The organism is Flavobacterium tyrosinilyticum (genome assembly GCF_023656565.1).
Lineage (GTDB): Bacteria > Bacteroidota > Bacteroidia > Flavobacteriales > Flavobacteriaceae > Flavobacterium > Flavobacterium tyrosinilyticum.
On sequence record NZ_JAMOKG010000002.1, the window covers coordinates 1,511,195 to 1,531,334 of the forward strand.

Here is a 20,140-nt window from a genome sequence, read left to right on the forward strand (position 1 = left end):
AAATGTTGAACCTTTTTTATGAATTAATAATTATTGCAAATTATTTATTTCTTCACTTTTTTAGTTTTATAATATTTACGATACTTTGGATATGTTACCGCTCCAATTATAGAGATTGTAATCAAACAATAATAAATCCAGCTTAATGAATGTGCTTCTCCGCTTGCGTAAGAGTGTAAACCTACTAAGTGAAAGTTTACTCCATAGTACGTAAACAAGATTGAAACAAAAGCATACATACTCATTAAGTTAAAGAACCATTTTCCTCTTAAAGCAGGTACAAAACGAGCGTGAATTACAAAAGCATAAATCATAATCGAGATTAAAGCCCAAGTTTCTTTTGGATCCCATCCCCAGTAACGTCCCCAACTTTCGTTTGCCCATTGTCCTCCTAAGAAGTTTCCAATGGTAAGCATGATAAGGCCAATAGTTAAAGCCATTTCGTTGATATAAGTAATCTCTTTAATGTTCAGTTCCATTCGAGCTTTGTTTTTCTCGGTTGTAAACAAAATCAATAATAATGATACAAAACCTAAAATCATTCCTAATGCAGTCGGACCATAACTACCTACAATAACTGCAACGTGAATCATTAACCAGTATGAATTAAGAACTGGCTGTAAGTTTGCAATTTCAGGATCAATCCAGTTTAAGTAGGCTGCCATTAAAATCATAGCAGTAACAAAAGCTGATGAAGCAACGGTTAATTTCGATTTTCTATCAAAAGCCAATCCGAAGAACATAGTTGACCAAGACACATACACAATAGATTCGTAAGCATTACTCCAAGGAGCGTGACCAGAAATATACCAGCGCGCTATTAATCCTAATGTATGAAGCACAAACAATAATCCAATTATGATATGGAATGCATTTATTGTTATACGAAGCCATTTTTTCTCAAAGAAAATATTGACAATAATAAAAATGAACATAAAACTTGCCGCTGTAATATACCAATACGGTAATTTTTGAAAAACATCGTATTTGTTATAGGCAATCTCCGCATCAATTTTTTGCTCGCTTGGTCTTACTTTTGAACCAAATTTCTTTTGAAAGCCATTGATGCTTTCTACTAAATTATCTGCTGTATCAAAGTTTTTCTCGATAGAACCATTATTTAGTGCACTAAAATATAAAGGCAGAATTTGTTTTACATAGGTAGAATCCATTCCTTTAAAACCAGCACTTTCACGCTCTAAATAAGAAACCCATTTATGGTTTGGATCATTCGGAATTGGGAAAATTCTTAAAATACTTCCGCTTAAAGCAGACTCCATTAAGTTTACCTTTTTATCGGTTTCAACAAAATCTTTTTCAAAACTATTTGGATTAGCCGCTTTATAAGCAGCATCTAAATACGGAGATAATTTATAATTTCCTTGCTCATCAAAGAATTTTACAAACGGTGCGTACTTATCTTTAGAATCGATACCAATGATTTTACGGATACTATCATTTTTTGTATTGATATAAATAATAGGAACTTGAATCCAAACCTGCGCGTATTGCGTCATAGATAAAAATACCTGATCAGAGTTCATTCCGTTGTATTTATCATCGTGACTTACTTTACGAAGCAATTCAGAAGAAAACGTATTAATAGGTTTCATTCTTCCTCCTGCATCCTGAATAATCAGACGTCCAAATTTTGCAGCATGTGCCTCTGGAGCTTTATAGATATTTAATAAAGAATCTAATTGCTTTTTGCTTGGTGGAGCCGTAACGTGATTCGCATGGTCGTTAGGATCTGCAGAATGCTCGTGATCGTGATTATGATCATGTGAGTGAACATGAGGTGTCTGTTGTGCAAAACTGCTTAAGCTCAACATTAAAACTAAAATTGTAATCAGTTTTTCTTTTTTCTTTTTAACTGCTTCAAGTTTACGTTTCAAATCACCAAAGCGAGAATTTTTAGTAAACATAATAGCCATTAAGCCAATATACAATAGATAATAACCAAAATAAGTAATGTTTGTCCCCCAGAAATCATGGTTTACAGATAGAACAGTTCCTTTTTCGTCTGGATCAAATGAAGATTGGAAGAAACGGAATCCTTTATAATCTAAAACGTGGTTCATAAAAATATCAGCATCAAAAGTTTCTGTAGAATCCTGAACAGTTACTTTACTTTTGTATGAAGAATAACTTTTCTCTGTTCCAGGATATTTCTCTGCAATAAAATCGTTCAAACGAACTTTAAATGGCAAAATATAAGCTTTACTTCCGTAGAATAAAGAATACTCTATGTTGCCAATTTTTACTGTTTTAGCTTCTCCAACTTGTCCTTTAGAACCAAAAAGCATCACTTCTTTTTCTTGTCCTTCTGCTTTTACTTTAACTACTAAAGCGTCAGAATGAGATTTTGCTTTAAAATCATTATTCGATTCATAATCCACTTTTCCTTTCAATGGAGGTTCTGGAAATACAATTCTAATATCGCCAATGCTATATAAAGAACGCATCATTAAAGGCTGTACATTATCTTTTGTAACTTTTCCTTTAAATTGATCAGCCATTCGCATAAACTCACCTTCAAAAGGAGTTTGGATTGTATATTCTTTTCCAGTTGTATTGATGTTAATGGCACCGTCTGTCTGCTTATTTAAAGCAAATAAAACATTGTGAATGTTCTGAACTTCACCTTCTTTTAGGTAATGTTCTTCACGTCCACCCGCTCCGGCTTCAACTAATTTAAGGTATAAAGTTCCGTTTGGATCTGGTTTAACCACTTCTTTAGCTCCCATGATATAGTTTGAATAGGTAACTTCAAAAGGAGTTTCGTCAAATTTTCCTGAAATGCTAAAATCATTATTGGTAACAGGAGACAATAAAAGATTTTTTTCAAAAACCCTTCTTTTCATCTCCCCTTTATATTCACCATCAGCAAAAATGGTTAAAAAGGTTTTATCTGAATATACTTGGTTTTCTGCCGCGCCTTCGCGAATTGGCATCATTCCTTCGTAACTAATATATCTTGTAATAAAAGCTCCTAAAAGGATAAAAACAAAAGCAAGGTGCAATAAAAGAGTGGTCCATTTTTCTTTTTTATGCAATTGGTATTTTTTGATATTTCCGAAGAAATTAAGCATAAAGATGGCCATAATTGCCTCAAACCACCAAGTATTGTAAATTAGAATTCTAGCCGTATCGGTATTGTATTTACTTTCGATAAAAGTTCCAATACCCATTGCAATTGCGAATGTTAAAAAAAGAACGGCCATTAATCGTGTAGAAAACAAAAAAGAGAATATTTTTTTATCCATTTCTTAGGAATTACATTGTATAAAAGTGCGACAAAAGTACTTAAAAATGTTGATTAGCAGGCTTTGCCTTTTGTTAATAAAAACCAAAAATAAGGACTATTTTTTAAATGAATTGGTAATATGGAAAGTTTAAACCTACAAAACAGATATGCTTTTTTTGAATAATTGTTTTTAGCTAAAAAGTGTTAGAAATATAACCAAAACCAGAAAACAATAAAAACTTCAAAAAAGCATTATCAATATTCAATAGTCTCCTGCATTAAAAAAATAATACTAATTTTGCTTCCATGATTCAGATAACAATAATCGGTTCCGGCAATGTTGCACAGCATTTGATAAAGGCTTTTTCTGCCAGCAAAATTGTTGAAATTAAGCAGGTTTTTTCACGAAAGAAAGAAGCCTTACTTCATCTGATTGATTCTGAAAAGATTGTAACCGATTTTCAAGCATTAGAACCTACTGATTTGCATATTATTTCAGTTTCAGATAATGCCATTACAGAAGTTTCAGAACAGCTTCCGTTTAACAATCAATTGGTGGTTCATACTTCTGGAACATCTTCCATTGAACTTTTAGATCCTAAAAACAGACGTGGTGTTTTTTATCCGCTTCAGACATTTTCTAAAAATAAAGAATTAGATTATTCGGTTATTCCCTTCTGTCTAGAAGCAGAAAACACAGCCGATTTCAAACTTTTAGAAACCATTGCAAAAAGTGTTTCAACTGCGGTTTATTCTATAAGTTCAGAACAGCGCAAGGCACTTCATGTTGCTGCAGTATTTGTGAGCAATTTTACGAATCACTTGTACCAAATGGGACACGAAATCTGCGAAGAAAACCAAGTTCCTTTTGCTGTTTTAAAGCCTTTAATTCAAGAAACAGCAGATAAAATCAATACACTCGATCCTATTGATGCACAAACAGGTCCAGCGATACGTCACGATTCTAACACAACCGACGCGCATACGGCCTTTTTACAAGACGAAAACAAAAAAAATATTTATAAAATCCTAACACAATCTATACAGCATAATGGGAAAAAGTTATAAAGAAATAATGAATGACATCACAACGTTTGTTTTTGATGTAGATGGCGTACTTACAGATGGTTCTGTTTTTGTAACCAATGAAGGCGAAATGTTAAGAACAATGAACATTCGTGATGGTTATGCAATGAAAGCAGCTATTGAAAGCGGTTACCATGTATGCATTATTTCTGGAGGCAGCAATGAAGGCGTTCGTGTTCGTCTTCGCAATCTGGGCGTTAATGATATTCATTTAGGAACTCCTGATAAAGTAAAAACTTTTAAAGCTTACTGCGAAAGCCACAACATTAAACCAGAAAACGTGTTGTATATGGGAGATGATATCCCTGATTTTCATGTAATGAAATTAGTTGGACTTCCAACTTGTCCGCAAGATGCTAGTCCAGAAATTAAAACGCTATGCCGATATATTTCACACGTAAAAGGTGGACGCGGCGCGGCGAGAGACGTTATCGAACAAGTGATGAAAGTGCAAGGGAAATGGATGGATTATTTTAACGGAAAACACGATTAAGTAACCAGTCGCAGTTTTCACTTCCCATTATCCATTTTGAAAAAAAACTTAGTACCTTAGAATCTTAGCCTCTCAGAACCTTAGAATATGAAATTCCTAAAACTTATTCGTTATAAAAACCTTTTAATGCTTGCTTTTATGCAGCTGCTTTTTCGCTATGCCTTTTTAAAACAACAGCAAGTTCCGCTGGCATTAGCCGACTGGCAATATGGATTGCTGGTTTTAAGCACTGTTTTATTGGCCGCTGCAGGTTATGTAATCAATAATATTTACGATGTAGGGACAGATAGCATTAACAAACCGCAAAATGTAGTCGTTGGAAAAGGAATTACAGAAACTGCTGCTTATAATATTTATATAGGTTTAAATATTTCTGGTGTTGCAATTGGTTTTATTCTTTCGAATATTATTATGAGGCCGACTTTTGCATCCCTTTTTATTCTAATAGCTTCGCTTCTATATTTTTATTCTACGAGTCTAAAACAAATTATGATTTTAGGCAATTTCGTGGTGGCATTGCTTTTGGCTGTAAGCGTTTTGATTATTGGTGTTTTTGATCTTTTTCCTGCTACAACAGGCGAAAATCAAGCCCAAATGGCAAGTCTTTTTTCTATTCTAATAGACTATGCCTTATTTGCTTTTATGATTAATTTTATTCGCGAAATTATAAAAGATATCGAAGATGTAAATGGCGATTACAATATGGGAATGAATACTTTACCTGTTGCAATAGGAGTTAATAGAGCCGCCAAAATCGCTTTGGGCTTTGCCGTTGTTGCGTTTATTATGTGTGCGCTTTATTGCAATACGTACTTCATGCAAAACAAGCTTTACATTTCAGTATTTTATGCTTTTGCCACTGTTTTAGCGCCTTTGCTTTATTTTATAGTAAAAATATTCAGTGCAAAATCTCAAAAGGAATTTCATCATTTAAGCAACATCTTAAAACTTATCTTATTCTTCGGAATCCTATCAATCTTGGTTATTGCCTTAAATATTAAATACAATGCTTAAAGAAAAACTAAAAAAATATATAATCATTTTAGCTTCGGGTTCTCCTCGCAGACAACAATTTTTTAAGGATTTAGATCTTGATTTTGAAATTCGCTTAAAAGACGTTGAAGAAATTTATCCGCCAGAATTGAAAGCGGTAGAAATTACCGATTATCTAGCCAAATTAAAGGCCAACGCTTTTGAAGGAGAATTGAAAGAAAATGAAATCTTGGTTACAAGCGATACCATTGTTTGGCACCAGAATAAAGCTTTAGGTAAACCTAAAAGTGCCGAAGAAGCATTTGAAATGATTAAATCGATGTCTAATGCAACGCATGAAGTCATTACTTCTGTTTGTTTTAAAACAGTAGACTCCTCTACTCTTTTGCACGATATTACAAAAGTAACTTTCAACGATTTGTCTGACGAAGCTATTTTATATTATATAGAAAACTACAAACCTTACGATAAAGCTGGCGCTTATGGCATTCAGGAATGGTTTGGTTTTATGGCAGTTGCAAAAGTAGAAGGCTCTTACACCAATGTAATGGGGCTTCCGACAGCCAAAGTTTACGATTTTTTGACTACATTAGTGTAAAAATTTATTTATGTTTTCTTTTAAAGAGTATAGCCGAGAAATAATTGCAACAATTATTCTTATTGGAATTTTGATTGTATTGCGTATAGTAATTGCTAAACTAATAAAACAATTTGCGGCTACAAGCCAATTATTTGAACACCGTACCAATCTAGTTATTAAGTATATTAATATTTTAATGAATATACTTCTTGTAACCATTTTGATCATAATCTGGGGAGTTCAGACAGAAGATATTTTTATCACTATTTCTTCTATTGCAACTGTAATTGGTGTGGCCATGTTTGCGCAATGGTCTATTTTAAGCAATATTACTTCCGGAATGGTTTTATTCTTCTCTTTTCCTTTTAGAATTGGAGATACTATTAAAATTCATGATAAAGATTTTCCAATTGAAGCTGAAATTGAAGATATTAATACTTTCCACGTCAGTTTAAAAACAAAAGAAGGAGAAAAAATTATTTTCCCTAACAATTTATTGCTTCAAAAAGGAATTTCGATTATTCCTGCAAAATATGAAGAGCGAGAGTTTTTTGACTAACATGTAATGGGAATTTTATAACGGGCACGAGAAAAGCTAGAACGTAAAAAGACAAATAAAGTGTAATATTTGTTTTATAAATTCAGCTAAATAAAATAAAAAATGACTCGGCCCATAACATTACCCTTTTATGCAAAACTTTCTTTTATTCTTGTAACTTTAATTTGTTTTGCATTCATTTTTTGCCTCGGAAAAGATATTCTTACGCCCATTTTAATGGCATTTTTGTTTGCCGTTTTACTCCTTCCAATTTTTACTTTTCTAAAGACCAAACTTAAGTTTCCTAGGCACCTCGCTGCTATAGTCTGTCTTGCTATTTTCATTTCTATTGTCGTCGGAATTCTAGTTTTTATCTCCTACCAAGTCACTTACATGGCAAATGATTTTGATACTATAAAGAAAAATGCAAACTCTTTTATTGTCGAGATTCATAAGTTTATAAGAGAAAATTTTCAGGTAAGCATTGGGGAACAGAAAAAATATTTGGATTCTGTTACAAAAGATTCGGTCAAAACGGGTCAGGCTAAACTAGGTTCGTTTATAATTTCTATAAGTGATGTTCTTTTGGACAGTACCATTATGATAATTTACACTTTTTTGTTTTTGATTTATAAAGAACATTTTAAACTGTTTTTTGCCAAATTAATCAAACAGGAAAATCATGGTATTCTGCAGGATATTTTGTCTCAGATAAAAGTTTCAATCAACAATTACATCGTCAGTTTAATTATCGAAATGATTGTGGTTTCGGTATTGACGAGTTTAGGTTTGTGGATCATTGGCGTGAAATATTTTGTTCTTCTCGGATTGATTACAGGAATTTTGAACTTGATTCCTTATATCGGAATTTTTGTTGCAGGAGTTATAACCGTTTTGGCATCATTAACTGGATCTGGAGAAATTTCAGTAATCCTCGGAATCCTGATTGTAAACGTTATTGTTCAGTTTATTGATAATAATCTCCTTGTGCCGTTAATTATTAATTCTAAAGTAGAAATAAATGCTTTTGTTTCTATTATGGGAATTATTGTTGGAGGTGCCGCCGCTGGAATTGCCGGAATGTTCTTAGCCATTCCTCTTCTAGCTATTTTAAAAATTATTTTTGATCGAATTGATTCACTCTCTGCTTGGGGTTATCTTATGGGGAATCACGTTCCTCGGAAATTTGCTTGGAGAAAAAGAAAAACTACAACAGAAAATTAAAAATAACGTTATGCTAGCATAGCATTTGTTTATTCCTTAAATTCATAAAACTTATAATTATTAGAAGAAAATTACCGAATGTCTCTAAACAAAAAAATACTGTTTTTTATTTTGCTGTGCTTTTGTTTACAAAGCGGGTTTGCGCAGGTAAATGAAAATAAAAAAGAGCCAAAAAAAGAGAAAGACACTACGGAAATCTACACTAAAATTAGAAATTATTCTAAGAAAAATAAATTTACGCAGACCATGCATAAATTATTCTTTAGATCTAAAAAGTCGAAGAAAAAAGAGGAATTGCTTGTTCCAATTGATTCAACAAATTATGAGGGAAAAATTATTCGAAAAATCAATATTGTTACTCTCGATCCTTTTGGGTATTCTGTAGCCGATACTACCCTAACTCCTAAAAATTGGGGAGAAAGAATGGGTAACAGACTGCACTTAAAAACAAAGAAAATAGCCATTTACAACTTGTTGCTTTTTAAGCGAAATACTCCATACAACACCTATAAAGTTCTAGAGTCTGAGCGTTTAATTCGTGCGCAACGATATGTTACAGCAGTTAGAATTTCCAATGAGACAGTGGGTCAAGCTTCAGATTCTGTGGATGTTACCATTCGTGTTTTAGATTCCTGGAGTACAATTCCGAGGTTTTCTATTTCGAGCAATCAAGTTTCGGTAGGTTTTAAAGAAAAAGATTTTTTTGGAAGTGGACAACAGCTTGAATATCGTTTTACCAATCGTTTTGATGACGGTCAAAATGCCAATGAAGTAACGTATACTGTTCCTAATATTAAGAATACTTATATAGGAACTGTTCTCCATTACAAAATGGATTTAGATAATAATTACATTAAAAGCATCGATATCGAACGAGACTTCTACTCTCCCCTAACGAAATGGGCTGGTGGATTTTATATGGACGAAAGTTTTAGAAAAGATACGCTTCAGGCTCCAGATTCTACATTTGCTTATCAGCCCAAAAAATATACCTCGCAAGATGTTTGGGCGGGCCGCGCTTTTAAAGTATTTGAAGACAATCACAAAGCCATAACCAACCTTGTTACTACTGCTCGTTTTTTGAATGTCAATTACAGCGAGTCGCCATCTGACCTTTACGATCCGAATCATTTTTATTCTTCTGAAAAGCTAATTCTGAGCGGAATTGGATTGAATACACGAAAATTTATAAAGGACAGCTATATTTTTAGAAATGGACAGACAGAAGACGTACCGATAGGAAGAATATACGGTGCTACGTTTGGATATCAGTATAAAAACACTTTTTGGCGGCCTTATGTTGGGGCTCAATTCTCTTTTGGAAATTATTACCGTTTAGGATTTTTAAGTATGAATTTTGAAGCAGGAACTTTTTTTCATCAATCCAAAACCTATCAAACTTCATTTCTATTTGAATCCAATTATTTTACGAAATTATTTAGCGTCGGAAATTGGAAAATTAGACAATTCGTAAATCCGAAAGTGGTAATTGGAATAAACCGTGATGATATAATTGGAGATCAGTTAAATATAAATGAAGAAAATGGAATCGCAGGTTTTAATTCCTATCTATACGGAACTAGTAAAGCCGTTTTATCATTGCAAACACAAACCTATTCTCCACACTCTTTACTGGGGTTTCGTTTAAATCCATTTTTCAATTATTCCATTGCGGTATTGGGCAGTCCAGAAATGGCAATGACAAAGAGCAAACCCTATTCTAAACTTACTGTGGGATTATTAATTAGTAATGACTATTTGGTTTTCAGTTCATTCCAGCTATCGTTATCTTATTATCCAAGTATTCCGCAGCAAGGCGATAATGTTTTCAAAACAAATACTTTTGAAACTACCGATTACGGACTTCAAAGTTTTGAACTTGCAAAGCCTAGAGTTGTCAATTACAAATAATTTTTATTTTTCTTAAGAAACTTTTAAGCATAAATAAAACCACTATAAATCAATATTTTAAGAGCATATACGCTGTTAGATTACTCGTTGAAATGCAGTTTTACTCGACAAAATACATCTTCTTTTATTTTTTGGCACAGTATATGAATATCCCTATTCAAGATTAACATTATAAAATTAAAAAGAGATGAAAACGATAAAATTAGCAATCGCCGGATTATTTCTAATGGTTGCAAACGCCACACAAGCTCAAGTATCGGTTAACGTAAATATTGGTGCTCCACCAGCTTGGGGACCAGTGGGATATACAGAAATGGAATATTACTATCTTCCAGATGTTGAGGCTTACTACGATGTTCGTGCTTCTCAATTCATCTATTTCGGAGGAGGAAAATGGGTAAGAGCAACCTACTTACCTAGACAATATAGAAACTATGATTTGTATGGAGGTTACAAAGTAGTTTTGACAGATTATCACGGTAGAACGCCTTATACTTATTTTGACCGTCATAGAGTGAAATATTACAAAGGATACCACGGAGCTCCACAAAGACCATACAAACCAAGACCTGTATATGGTTACAGTGAGCGTCGTCATTACGATCGTAAAGATTACAAACACTACGACAAACACAATAAACATGATAAACACCATGACAGACATGATCATGATGATCACGATCGCGGGCATGGACATGGTAGAAGATAATAATGCTAAATTGCTAGCAATCAACACAAGAGAGTATCAAAAAATTGATACTCTCTTTTTTTTATGATTTGTTTAATGGGATCTTTTGTTAAAATGTTGTAAATTCAATATAAATAACTGTATTACAACAAGTTTCGCTTAAAAATCTGATCTGTAATATATTTATAATATATATTTGCGCCGAATTTTAAATCCAAAAAAGAAATTTATGAAAAAGAATGTTTATTTGCTTTCATTTTTAGCAATGTCACTATTAATAGGTTGTGACGATAACAATGACAACAATAACGATGGACAATCGTCAAATAACATTACCATTACCTCAGATCAATCTACATTAAACCAAAGACTTGACTTAACTAATTCTGGGGTAATCTCGATCGAAAATGGTGCTTTGGCAGGAAAATCTGCAGAGACTACCAACACTTCTTTTCCTCTTGTTCAAATTGCCGAAGTAAAACCGCCAGTTGATGCAAACGGAAGAACGTTGCAAGCCAGTCACGTTACTGTAAACGGAAATTACGCCTATGTTTCTTACATTATGAGAGGCGATGCTTATTCTGGAGCTATTGATGTGATTGATGTTTCAGATCCTTACAAGCCAAAATTGGTCACTTCTGCCCTAATTCCAAGTACTGATATTACCTCTCTGACTTTTTCTGGATCAAATTTAATTATCGGAGCTGCTAAAGATGTTGACAAAGACACGCAACTAGCAGGAAATCCGGCAATTGTAGTTAACATGGAGTTGAGTTCAGGATTGCTTACAGATAAATTGAAAACAAATTACTTAGAAAGTAGAGTTACAACAGACGTAGCAGCCAATGCTTCTAATTATTTTGCTGTAACGGGAGACAACGGAAGTTTGTTTAAAGTAAACAGTTCTACAAAAGTAATTGCAGGAAAAGCCGCTATGGCCGATTTGCGTTCTATTGCTTTAACAAGTGATAAAGTTGTTACTTTAAGCGGAACCAAAGGAGTTAACATATACAATCAATCGACTCTGGCGTTGCAAAAGAGCTTTACAACTTCTGTAGACGTTAGCGGGGCAAAAAGAACAATGGATATTGACGGAACAAAACTTTTTGTTTCTGAAGGTCCAAACGGTCTTGGCGTATACGACATCAACAGTGGTTCAAAATTACAAACTATCGGAATCACAACCGCAGGTGAAGACAATGTAACCAATGCTGTTTCTTTTAATGATGGTTATGCTTTTGTTGCAAACGGAGCATTAGGACTTAATGTCTATCAATCTGCAACACAGCTTAATTTATTAGGTTCAGTTGGAATTGCAGGTTCTTCAAACTATGTAAAATCAAGTGGAAATTACATTTATGTAGCAAGCGGAACTGGAGGTTTGAAAATCATTAAAATGGAAAAACCAAATACTACTTTTGCGAGCTGTCTAACTTATGGTTTGTACAATCAAGGGAGAGATTTGATTTTAAATTCTAATGAAATAAAATCGTACCAAGGAGCAACAGCTATTAATTCGGCAATCATTAATTCTGGTGCAGTTTTAACACATTGTGGTTCTATTACTGTTCTTAGCAACTTAACACTAAATAACGGTGGTACTTTTAACATGAGAGGAAGTTTATCTCAAGGTAAATATCAGCAATCAAATCCAACAGAATTAATTATAAACAGTAATGCTACACTACAAGTTGAAGGATCTGTTGTAATTTGGGGAGATTTAAGATTGAATAGTGGCGCTAAAATCAATTTTATTGGTAATACTTCTTCTATCACTATTTATGGAAAAGTTACAAAAGGTACTGGCGTAACTATTACAGGAAACTACGTTGATACAGAAAACAAATTGAAATAAGCAGTAAAACGGCATAAAATATATATATTTTCAAGAAGCTGTCAGAACCAATCTGGCAGCTTTTTTTGTTTTATCATCTTAAAGAAAGGTATAATTATTGAGCGTTAACATTTCATTTAAATAATCTTCCATAAAATAATTACTATTTTTGGAATAATTTCAAAAAACACCTAACACTCACCATGCGAAAAATACAGATTCAAATCTTTATTCTATTTTTTATAGGTTTTCAGATTTCATTTGCACAGCAGCCGCAAAAACCAAATTCAGTTGAAATTTACAATCAAATTAAAAAACTAAACTTTTTAGGTTCTGTATTATACGTTGCCGCGCATCCAGATGATGAAAACACTAGAATGATTTCGTATTTAGCCAATGAAATGAATGCCAGAACGGGTTATTTATCACTTACTCGTGGAGATGGCGGACAAAACTTAATTGGCCCGCAATTGCGTGAATTATTGGGTGTTATTAGAACTCAAGAATTAATTGAAGCTCGAAAAATAGATGGTGGCGAGCAATTTTTTTCTAGAGCAAACGATTTTGGTTTTTCAAAAAATCCATCTGAAACTTTAGATATTTGGGACAAAGACAAAGTGCTTGCCGATGTGGTTTGGACCATTAGAAAATTTCAGCCAGACGTTATTATTAATAGATTTGATCATCGTTCGCCTGGTACAACACACGGACATCATACCTCTTCTGCCATGCTGAGTGTTGAAAGCTTCAAATTAACAAACGATCCAAAAGTTTATCCCGAACAATTAAAATATGTTTCTCCTTGGCAGGTAAAGCGTCAATTCTTTAATCCTTCTTGGTGGTTTTACGGAAGCCAAGAAAAATTTGATGCTGCCAATAAATCTAAATTTACGAAGCTAGAAACAGGCGTTTACTACACAGGAATCGGAAAATCAAATCAGGAAATCGCTGCTTTAAGCCGAAGCCGTCATCAGTCACAAGGTTTTGGAAGTACTGGTGTTCGTGGTGAAGAAACCGAATATTTAGAGCTAATTAATGGCGAAACCCCAAAAGAACGTGATAATTTATTTGATGGTTTAGACACAAGCTGGAACCGTGTTAAAAACGGAAAACCAGTTGGAGATTTGATTTCTTCCATCATTTCAAAATACGATTTTAGCCATCCTTCTGCCAGTATTCCAGATTTAGTCAAAGCCTACGCAATGATTCAAACTTTAGAAGATACCCATTGGAAAGAGATTAAACTTGCTGCTATAAAAAACATTATCGCATCTTGTTCTGGTTTATATCTTGAAGCGGTTGCCAACGAACAAGAAGCAACTCCAGGAAGTACGATAAAATTAACTCTAGAAGCTATTAATAGATGTTCTATCGGAATGCAATTAATTAGTGTGACTACGCTTCCAGACCATCAAACAACAGCCCAAAACGTTGTATTGAAGAATAATAATGATCAGAAGATCAATCTGCAATTGCAGCTTCCAAACAATATAGAATACACCCAACCTTATTGGCTAAAAGAAAAAGCAACAGTTGGAATGTATACCGTTTCTAATCAAGAAATTATTGGTACACCAGATATTATTAGAGACACAAAAGTGGTCTTTAACATCAAAATCAATGATGTGGAAATTCCGTTTGAGCGCACTGTTGTGTACAAGTACAATGATGGCGTAAAAGGCGAAATGTACAATTTTCTTGATATCGTTCCAGAAGTTACAACTTCAATTTTAGAAAAAGTTTTAATTTTTGGAAATACTAAAAGCAAAATGGTTGCGGTAAAAGTTCGCGCTGGAAAAGATGATATAAAAGGTAATCTGCAATTAGAGTTGCCTAAAAGCTGGTCTGTTTCTCCAAAAGAAATTCCGTTTGTTTTAGACAAAAAAGGCAACGAGCAAATCTTCTATTTTGAAGTAACACCTCCAGTAAATCCAGAGGAAGCGACAGTAAAAAGTGTCGCAATTGTAGACAAAAAACGATTTGATAAAGACCAAACTATTATTGATTTTAGCCATATTACCAAACAAATGGTTTTAAAACCAGCTGAATCAAAATGCATTAGAATTGATTTGAAAATCTCTGGCGACGCTATTGCTTACATTATGGGCGCTGGAGACGAAGTTCCGGAAAGTTTGACTCAAATGGGATATAAAGTTTCGATCTTAAAACCCGAAGAAATTACGCCAGAAAAATTAGATTCTTTCAGTACTGTAATTACCGGAATTCGTGCTTATAATACCGTAAATGCTTTGGCAAACAAGCAAAATATACTTTTCAATTTTGTAAAAAGCGGTAAAAACATGATTGTACAGTACAATACAAACGGAAAATTAGTGACAGATAAAATTGCTCCTTATCCGTTGAAATTATCAAACGATCGTGTAACAGAAGAAAATGCTAAAATTACATTCTTAGCACCCAATCATCCTGTTTTAAATACGCCTAATAAAATATCTGAAAAAGATTTTCAAGGATGGACACAAGAACAAGGTCTATATTATCCAAACGAATATGATCCTGCCTTCACCCCTATTATTTCGTCGCACGATAAAGGAGAATCTCCAAAAGACGGAGCTTTACTTGTCGCACCTTACGGAAAAGGATATTACATTTACACTGGTTTGAGTTTCTTTAGAGAATTGCCAGAAGGTGTTTCTGGAGCCTATCGATTATTATCAAATATTATTTCTCTAAAACAACCAATTGAAGCTCCTAAACAAGATTTAAAGCAATAAATATGGAAGCTAAAAAAACAAAAAAATGGAAAAAAAGCTACACTTATGTTTTAGTAGCAAATGCAATCTATATTGCTATCTTTTTCTTAATCATGCAATTATACTCATAACCTATGCAGCTATTTGACTGGATCGTACTTATTGTTACACTTTTATTTATTGTTGGATACGGCTCTTGGAAAACCCGAGGAAGTAAAAACGTAGAAGATTTTATTTTAGGAAACAACGAAACACCTTGGTATACTGTAGGTCTTTCTGTAATGGCGACACAAGCGAGTGCAATTACATTTTTATCGACTCCAGGACAGGCTTATCATGACGGAATGGGGTTTGTGCAATTCTATTTTGGTTTGCCCATTGCGATGATTGTTATTTGTTTGACTTTTATTCCGCTATATCATAAAAGCAAAGTTTATACGGCTTATGAATTTTTAGAAAAAAGATTTGATGTAAAAACCCGTTCGCTTGCTGCAATTTTGTTTTTAGTGCAAAGAGGTTTAGGAACTGGTTTAACTATCTATGCTCCAGCAATTATTTTGTCTGCACTTTTAGGATGGAATTTAACTGTAATGAATATCATTATCGGAGTTTTAGTAATCATATATACCTTTTCTGGAGGAACAAAGGCGGTAAACGTTACGCAAAAACAGCAGATGTTTGTCATTATGTCTGGAATGTTTATCACGTTTTTCTTGATTCTGCATTATCTTCCAAACGATATGACTTTTAATAGTGCGCTACATATTGCTGGAGCAAATGACAAAATGAATATTGTTGACTTTTCTTTTAATCCCGAAGAAAAATATACTTTTTGGAGTGGTATTACAGGAGGTTTCTTTTTGGCACTTGCCTATTTTGGTACAGACCAATCACAAGTGGGACGTTATTTATCTGGAAAATCAGTTCGCGAAAGTCAAATGGGATTAATTATGAACGGACTTCTAAAAGTGCCAATGCAGTTCTTTATTCTTCTTACAGGAGTTATGGTTTTTGTGTTTTTTCAATTCAATCCGGTTCCTTTAAATTTTAATCCGAATAATAAAATTGCAATTGAGAAGTCGGCTTATAAACAAGAATATCATGTTTTAGAAGAAAAGCTAGTTAAGCTTTCTGAAGATAAAAAGGTTATTAATTTATTGTATATCGATCAGCTGAATCAAGATTATGACAATCCGATTTTGCGTAAAGAATTGGTTGCGCTATCGAATAAAGAAAAAGATCTTCGCGATAAAGCAAAGGAAATAATTTCAAGAGCCGATAGTAATTCAGAAACCAACGATAAAGATTATGTGTTTTTTCATTTTATTCTGCATTATTTGCCAAAAGGTCTAATCGGATTGTTATTGGCCGTTATTATTTCGGCTGCCATGTCTTCTACTGCTTCTGGATTAACTGCACTGGCTTCTACAACAGCAATAGATATTTACAAACGAAATCAGAAAGAAGAAAAGTCGGAGAAACATTATTTGCATGTTACCAAGTTTTTTACTCTTTTTTGGGGAGTTATAGCAATACTTTTTGCCTGCGTTGGAACTTTGTTTGAAAATTTAATTCAGCTTGTAAATATTATTGGTTCTATTTTCTACGGAACTGTTTTAGGAATCTTCCTTGTAGCTTTTTATACCAAAAGAGTTCAGGCAAAACCAATGTTTATCAGTGCTCTCATAAGCCAGCTTACGATTTTTGTGATTTATTATTTTATGGTTTACAGACAGGAGAAACTGGGTTATTTATGGCTTAATTTTATTGGAGCTATTTTGACTATTGTATTGGCGCTTTTACTTCAGTTTTTGTTCTTTAAAGGAAAATCGGATGATAATGAGTTAATGCTTGAATAAAAGATGATTCGAAAACTGTTTTTAGTGCTATTATTTTTTTCATTCTTTCAGATAGAAAGTCAGAATCTTGATACTTCTAATATAGTTGTAGACACTTCAAGTTCGTCTCAATTGTACACAAAATGTTTTGAGAATTTAAATCAAGGAAATGAAATTTTCTTGAAATATCCAGGATTTCAAAGTTCAAAGTTTTGTTCATTAATCACTTGTTCTTTCCTTCTTTCATACAAAGAAGCTGATTTACAAATTGCTGGCGAGCAAAGATTAATTGGCATTGCCACTCAATTATTTAAAGAAGGAAATCCAGTTTATTTAATTAGCGGTTTAGATAGTTCTTTTGAAGCAGCTAAGAAAAATGAAAACTTAGAAGATGACAATCACATTGTTTATATTAGCTATTCCGAGTGTATCAGTCCAGCATTTTTAAGAAAAGCGGCAGAAATTGTAAACCAACAGACTGATAGATTAACTAAACAAAAATATCTCAAATAAAGCCTGATGCCCTAGCCCTGATGGTAGCGGCATCCTTTTGTGGCGGGGTTCGCCACAAAAGATACAGCGGACAGCAGGAAATAGCTGCTTAAAATTCGGATAACTATTTTCTTCCATTACAATTCTTCATTTATTGTAAGTAAAAAAGACTATTTTAGTAAGTTGTAAAACTGACCAAAAACTAACCAATTTTAAGCTGAAAAAATGAAGATTTCAGACAATTTAGAAAAACTATTGCCATTTGGCTATCTCTTTTTGATTGTAATGGGAATACTAAAAGACAGTATTTATTATTATCAATTCGGAATTAATATTTTAAGGTATTCTACTATTATGGACGTTTTAATTAGTCCGATTGCTGAATTTACCTCAAACCCAATTATTCTTGGAGCCATCATTATACTTTTTTTGGTTCATTTTTATCTTCCTTCTTTTTTAGCGAAGAATAAAGATTTGGCCTTTGTAAAAAGATCTTTTGAACTAAAATCGACTGATGCATTATCTCCAGAAGAAACTAAAAGCTACTACAATGGTATTGCCATAAAATCACTTATACTTTTTCTGTTGTCTTTTTTTCTTGGCTATGGTATGGCAGGAGGTTATTTTACTAAGAAAAAGCTAAAAGAAAACAAATTGGATTACAGCTATCAAATGGATTTTAACGAAGGTGAATCTAAAAACGTTTTTGTTATTGGAAACAATAGTTTGTACTACTTTTATTTTGTCAAAGGAGATAAAAAAGTAAAAATTACTCCGCTAGCCGCGATAAAAAACATTGAACTCGTTGAGAACAGAATGATTGATTAATTATTGTTATCTAAAAAAAAGCTTTATGAAAGATCACAGAAAATACAGCAATAAAACCAAAGCTGCTTTTATATTACTAGTTGTGATGCTTATCATTCTGCTTGGTAACTTTAATACGTTGCGAAATTCTAAAAACGTAAATGATAATATCAATGCTATTTACAAAGACCGATTGGTTGTGGCTCATTATATTTTTCAATATTCTAAAGAACTTCATTTTATAAAAGCTGAAGCTGAAAAATTAGATTTAAGCGATAATATCAAGAAAGATGAAATTATTCACACCTTAGACATTATTCATAATATTGATGATTTGTATGCCAAGACGGTTTTAACAAATAAAGAAAAACAGTATTTTGATGCTTTTTTACTTTCATGCAAAGAAATCAATAAACAGGTTGAAAATAAAGATTGGAAGAAAATAGCCAATTCGAGTGCGCAAGCATTAAAAACTCTCGAATCTCTTTCGCAAATTCAGATTGAAGAAGGAAAAGCAAAACTTGCTGTCGCAAATGCTATGTACAGCAGAAACAATGTACTTGGCCAACTTCAAATCGCATTGCTGATTATTTTAGGAGGCATTACTTTTTATTTATTAATTATAAAGAAAATAAAAAGGACGGTAAAAATTCCTGAACCGCCCTCTATGAATTAAATTTCTTAAAGTTTTCTTTCTTCTTCTTTTATTGAAAGATCATTGATACTTGCAAAACGTTTTTGCATCAAACCATTTGCATCAAACTCCCAGTTCTCATTTCCATAGGCTCTAAACCAGTTTCCTTCAAGATCTTGATATTCATACTCAAATCGAACTGCAATTCTATTTTCGGTATGCGCCCAATATTCTTTTTTAAGTTTATAATTTTTCTCCTTTTTCCATTTTTGCGTTAGGAACTGTACAATTTCTTCTCTTCCGTTTACAAATTGATTTCTGTTCCTCCACTCACTGTCAATCGTATAGGCTTTTGAAACTCTTTCCGGATCCTGACTGTTCCAAGCATCTTCTGCTAATTGAATTTTCTCTATTGCTGTTTCATACGTGAAAGGCGGCAATGGCAATTTCTGTTCCATAATAATTAGATTAAAGTTTGGATAATTTTCTTAGTTTGCTCAATAAGTTGATTGGATTTAAAAAGTTGACTTTCTATAATGCAACTCTCAAAAAGTAGATATACGTGATCTGATAAAAGAGTATCATTTAAAATTTCGCTAAAATAGACGCGTAAATCAGCTTTATGGTTTTGAATTACGTCTAAAATTTTAATATTATCGGATTGAATTTCTGATAGAATATTTAGAAAACTGCAACCTCTAAAATTTTCCTTTTTATTCATATAAATTAGGAAATCAAAAGAAGCTAAAATTTTTAGTTTGCTATCCTCTTCTTTGGATGTAAACTTTTGTAATTCTTCGAACCAAAAGAAATGACGCTGATTTAAAAATGCCACGCACAAATCCTCCTTAGATTTAAAATGCTGATAAAAACTTGCCTTTGCAACTTTTGCCTCTTCAATAATTTGATTGATGCCAGTAGCATTATAACCCTGTGTGTGAAATAAAGTAAATGTTTTTTCTAATATTCTTTCTTTTGGCAGCATAACATCTTAATTTATATCTGCAAATATAAAAAACATTTTCAAACAAACAGACAAGTCTGTCTATTTTATTTTGAAG

General features: G+C 33.0%; 17 protein-coding genes. 14 read left to right on the forward strand and 3 right to left on the reverse strand.

Annotated features, from left to right (window positions below; all coding sequences use genetic code 11):
* Positions 1-44: 44 nt before the first annotated feature.
* Complete coding sequence (locus NCC77_RS14440; protein ID WP_250836196.1) at positions 45-3,266, reverse strand: cytochrome c biogenesis protein CcsA; 3,222 nt, start codon at positions 3,264-3,266, stop codon at positions 45-47.
* Positions 3,267-3,553: 287 nt separating this feature from the next.
* Here NCC77_RS14440 and NCC77_RS14445 point away from each other — a divergent pair, with 287 nt between their 5' ends.
* The 14 genes from NCC77_RS14445 to NCC77_RS14510 all read left to right on the forward strand — a co-directional run bounded on the left by NCC77_RS14445 (position 3,554) and on the right by NCC77_RS14510 (position 19,121).
* Complete coding sequence (locus tag NCC77_RS14445) at positions 3,554-4,315, forward strand: Rossmann-like and DUF2520 domain-containing protein (RefSeq protein ID WP_250836197.1); 762 nt, start codon at positions 3,554-3,556, stop codon at positions 4,313-4,315.
* Positions 4,299-4,826 carry a KdsC family phosphatase gene (locus NCC77_RS14450; protein WP_250836198.1) on the forward strand — a complete coding sequence of 176 codons (528 nt, stop codon included), beginning with the start codon at positions 4,299-4,301 and terminating at the stop codon, positions 4,824-4,826. The genes NCC77_RS14445 and NCC77_RS14450 overlap by 17 nt, the downstream gene beginning before the upstream one ends.
* 87 nt (positions 4,827-4,913) lie before the next feature.
* Complete coding sequence (locus NCC77_RS14455; protein ID WP_250836199.1) at positions 4,914-5,840, forward strand: geranylgeranylglycerol-phosphate geranylgeranyltransferase; 927 nt, start codon at positions 4,914-4,916, stop codon at positions 5,838-5,840.
* Positions 5,833-6,417, forward strand: a complete 585-nt coding sequence (locus NCC77_RS14460; protein ID WP_250836200.1) for a Maf-like protein — start codon at positions 5,833-5,835, stop codon at positions 6,415-6,417. The genes NCC77_RS14455 and NCC77_RS14460 overlap by 8 nt, the downstream gene beginning before the upstream one ends.
* Before the next feature lie 10 nt (positions 6,418-6,427).
* The gene (locus tag NCC77_RS14465) at positions 6,428-6,958 is read left to right on the forward strand and encodes a mechanosensitive ion channel domain-containing protein (protein ID WP_250836201.1); all 531 of its coding nucleotides are present in this window, start codon (positions 6,428-6,430) and stop codon (positions 6,956-6,958) included.
* Between the two features lie 102 nt (positions 6,959-7,060).
* Complete coding sequence (locus NCC77_RS14470; protein WP_250836202.1) at positions 7,061-8,161, forward strand: AI-2E family transporter; 1,101 nt, start codon at positions 7,061-7,063, stop codon at positions 8,159-8,161.
* A gap of 246 nt (positions 8,162-8,407) precedes the next feature.
* Positions 8,408-10,072: a hypothetical protein gene (locus NCC77_RS14475; RefSeq protein WP_349306050.1), complete on the forward strand. Its 1,665-nt coding sequence runs from the start codon at positions 8,408-8,410 to the stop codon at positions 10,070-10,072.
* A gap of 187 nt (positions 10,073-10,259) precedes the next feature.
* A complete protein-coding gene (locus NCC77_RS14480) occupies positions 10,260-10,781 on the forward strand; it encodes a hypothetical protein (RefSeq protein ID WP_250836204.1) in 522 nt (173 codons plus the stop codon).
* A gap of 208 nt (positions 10,782-10,989) precedes the next feature.
* A complete protein-coding gene (locus NCC77_RS14485) occupies positions 10,990-12,615 on the forward strand; it encodes an LVIVD repeat-containing protein (protein WP_250836205.1) in 1,626 nt (541 codons plus the stop codon).
* A 182-nt stretch (positions 12,616-12,797) separates the two neighbouring features.
* The gene (locus NCC77_RS14490; RefSeq protein ID WP_250836206.1) at positions 12,798-15,329 is read left to right on the forward strand and encodes a PIG-L family deacetylase; all 2,532 of its coding nucleotides are present in this window, start codon (positions 12,798-12,800) and stop codon (positions 15,327-15,329) included.
* A gap of 113 nt (positions 15,330-15,442) precedes the next feature.
* A complete protein-coding gene (locus NCC77_RS14495) occupies positions 15,443-17,167 on the forward strand; it encodes a sodium:solute symporter family protein (protein WP_250836207.1) in 1,725 nt (574 codons plus the stop codon).
* 3 nt (positions 17,168-17,170) lie between these two features.
* Positions 17,171-17,659: a hypothetical protein gene (locus NCC77_RS14500; RefSeq protein ID WP_250836208.1), complete on the forward strand. Its 489-nt coding sequence runs from the start codon at positions 17,171-17,173 to the stop codon at positions 17,657-17,659.
* Positions 17,660-17,863: 204 nt separating this feature from the next.
* The gene (locus NCC77_RS14505; RefSeq protein ID WP_250836209.1) at positions 17,864-18,466 is read left to right on the forward strand and encodes a hypothetical protein; all 603 of its coding nucleotides are present in this window, start codon (positions 17,864-17,866) and stop codon (positions 18,464-18,466) included.
* 25 nt (positions 18,467-18,491) lie between these two features.
* Positions 18,492-19,121 carry an MCP four helix bundle domain-containing protein gene (locus NCC77_RS14510; RefSeq protein ID WP_250836210.1) on the forward strand — a complete coding sequence of 210 codons (630 nt, stop codon included), beginning with the start codon at positions 18,492-18,494 and terminating at the stop codon, positions 19,119-19,121.
* Positions 19,122-19,126: 5 nt separating this feature from the next.
* Here the strand turns inward: NCC77_RS14510 and NCC77_RS14515 are convergent, their stop codons facing one another.
* On the reverse strand, positions 19,127-19,537 hold the full coding sequence (locus tag NCC77_RS14515; RefSeq protein WP_250836211.1) for a nuclear transport factor 2 family protein: 411 nt from the start codon (positions 19,535-19,537) through the stop codon (positions 19,127-19,129).
* Between the two features lie 5 nt (positions 19,538-19,542).
* The gene (locus NCC77_RS14520; protein ID WP_250836212.1) at positions 19,543-20,064 is read right to left on the reverse strand and encodes a TetR/AcrR family transcriptional regulator; all 522 of its coding nucleotides are present in this window, start codon (positions 20,062-20,064) and stop codon (positions 19,543-19,545) included.
* Positions 20,065-20,140: the final 76 nt, after the last annotated feature.

What these genes read in the sequence shown, in the direction of transcription:
- NCC77_RS14455 (WP_250836199.1), top strand. Translation starts at nt 4,914, where the DNA reads ATGAAATTCCTAAAACTTATTCGTTATAAAAACCTTTTAATGCTTGCT.
- NCC77_RS14500 (WP_250836208.1), top strand. Translation starts at nt 17,171, where the DNA reads ATGATTCGAAAACTGTTTTTAGTGCTATTATTTTTTTCATTCTTTCAG.
- NCC77_RS14480 (WP_250836204.1), top strand. Translation starts at nt 10,260, where the DNA reads ATGAAAACGATAAAATTAGCAATCGCCGGATTATTTCTAATGGTTGCA.
- NCC77_RS14520 (WP_250836212.1), bottom strand. Translation starts at nt 20,064, where the DNA reads ATGCTGCCAAAAGAAAGAATATTAGAAAAAACATTTACTTTATTTCAC.
- NCC77_RS14495 (WP_250836207.1), top strand. Translation starts at nt 15,443, where the DNA reads ATGCAGCTATTTGACTGGATCGTACTTATTGTTACACTTTTATTTATT.
- NCC77_RS14440 (WP_250836196.1), bottom strand. Translation starts at nt 3,266, where the DNA reads ATGGATAAAAAAATATTCTCTTTTTTGTTTTCTACACGATTAATGGCC.
- NCC77_RS14450 (WP_250836198.1), top strand. Translation starts at nt 4,299, where the DNA reads ATGGGAAAAAGTTATAAAGAAATAATGAATGACATCACAACGTTTGTT.
- NCC77_RS14465 (WP_250836201.1), top strand. Translation starts at nt 6,428, where the DNA reads ATGTTTTCTTTTAAAGAGTATAGCCGAGAAATAATTGCAACAATTATT.
- NCC77_RS14505 (WP_250836209.1), top strand. Translation starts at nt 17,864, where the DNA reads ATGAAGATTTCAGACAATTTAGAAAAACTATTGCCATTTGGCTATCTC.
- NCC77_RS14515 (WP_250836211.1), bottom strand. Translation starts at nt 19,537, where the DNA reads ATGGAACAGAAATTGCCATTGCCGCCTTTCACGTATGAAACAGCAATA.
- NCC77_RS14475 (WP_349306050.1), top strand. Translation starts at nt 8,408, where the DNA reads ATGCATAAATTATTCTTTAGATCTAAAAAGTCGAAGAAAAAAGAGGAA.
- NCC77_RS14460 (WP_250836200.1), top strand. Translation starts at nt 5,833, where the DNA reads ATGCTTAAAGAAAAACTAAAAAAATATATAATCATTTTAGCTTCGGGT.
- NCC77_RS14445 (WP_250836197.1), top strand. Translation starts at nt 3,554, where the DNA reads ATGATTCAGATAACAATAATCGGTTCCGGCAATGTTGCACAGCATTTG.
- NCC77_RS14510 (WP_250836210.1), top strand. Translation starts at nt 18,492, where the DNA reads ATGAAAGATCACAGAAAATACAGCAATAAAACCAAAGCTGCTTTTATA.
- NCC77_RS14485 (WP_250836205.1), top strand. Translation starts at nt 10,990, where the DNA reads ATGAAAAAGAATGTTTATTTGCTTTCATTTTTAGCAATGTCACTATTA.
- NCC77_RS14490 (WP_250836206.1), top strand. Translation starts at nt 12,798, where the DNA reads ATGCGAAAAATACAGATTCAAATCTTTATTCTATTTTTTATAGGTTTT.
- NCC77_RS14470 (WP_250836202.1), top strand. Translation starts at nt 7,061, where the DNA reads ATGACTCGGCCCATAACATTACCCTTTTATGCAAAACTTTCTTTTATT.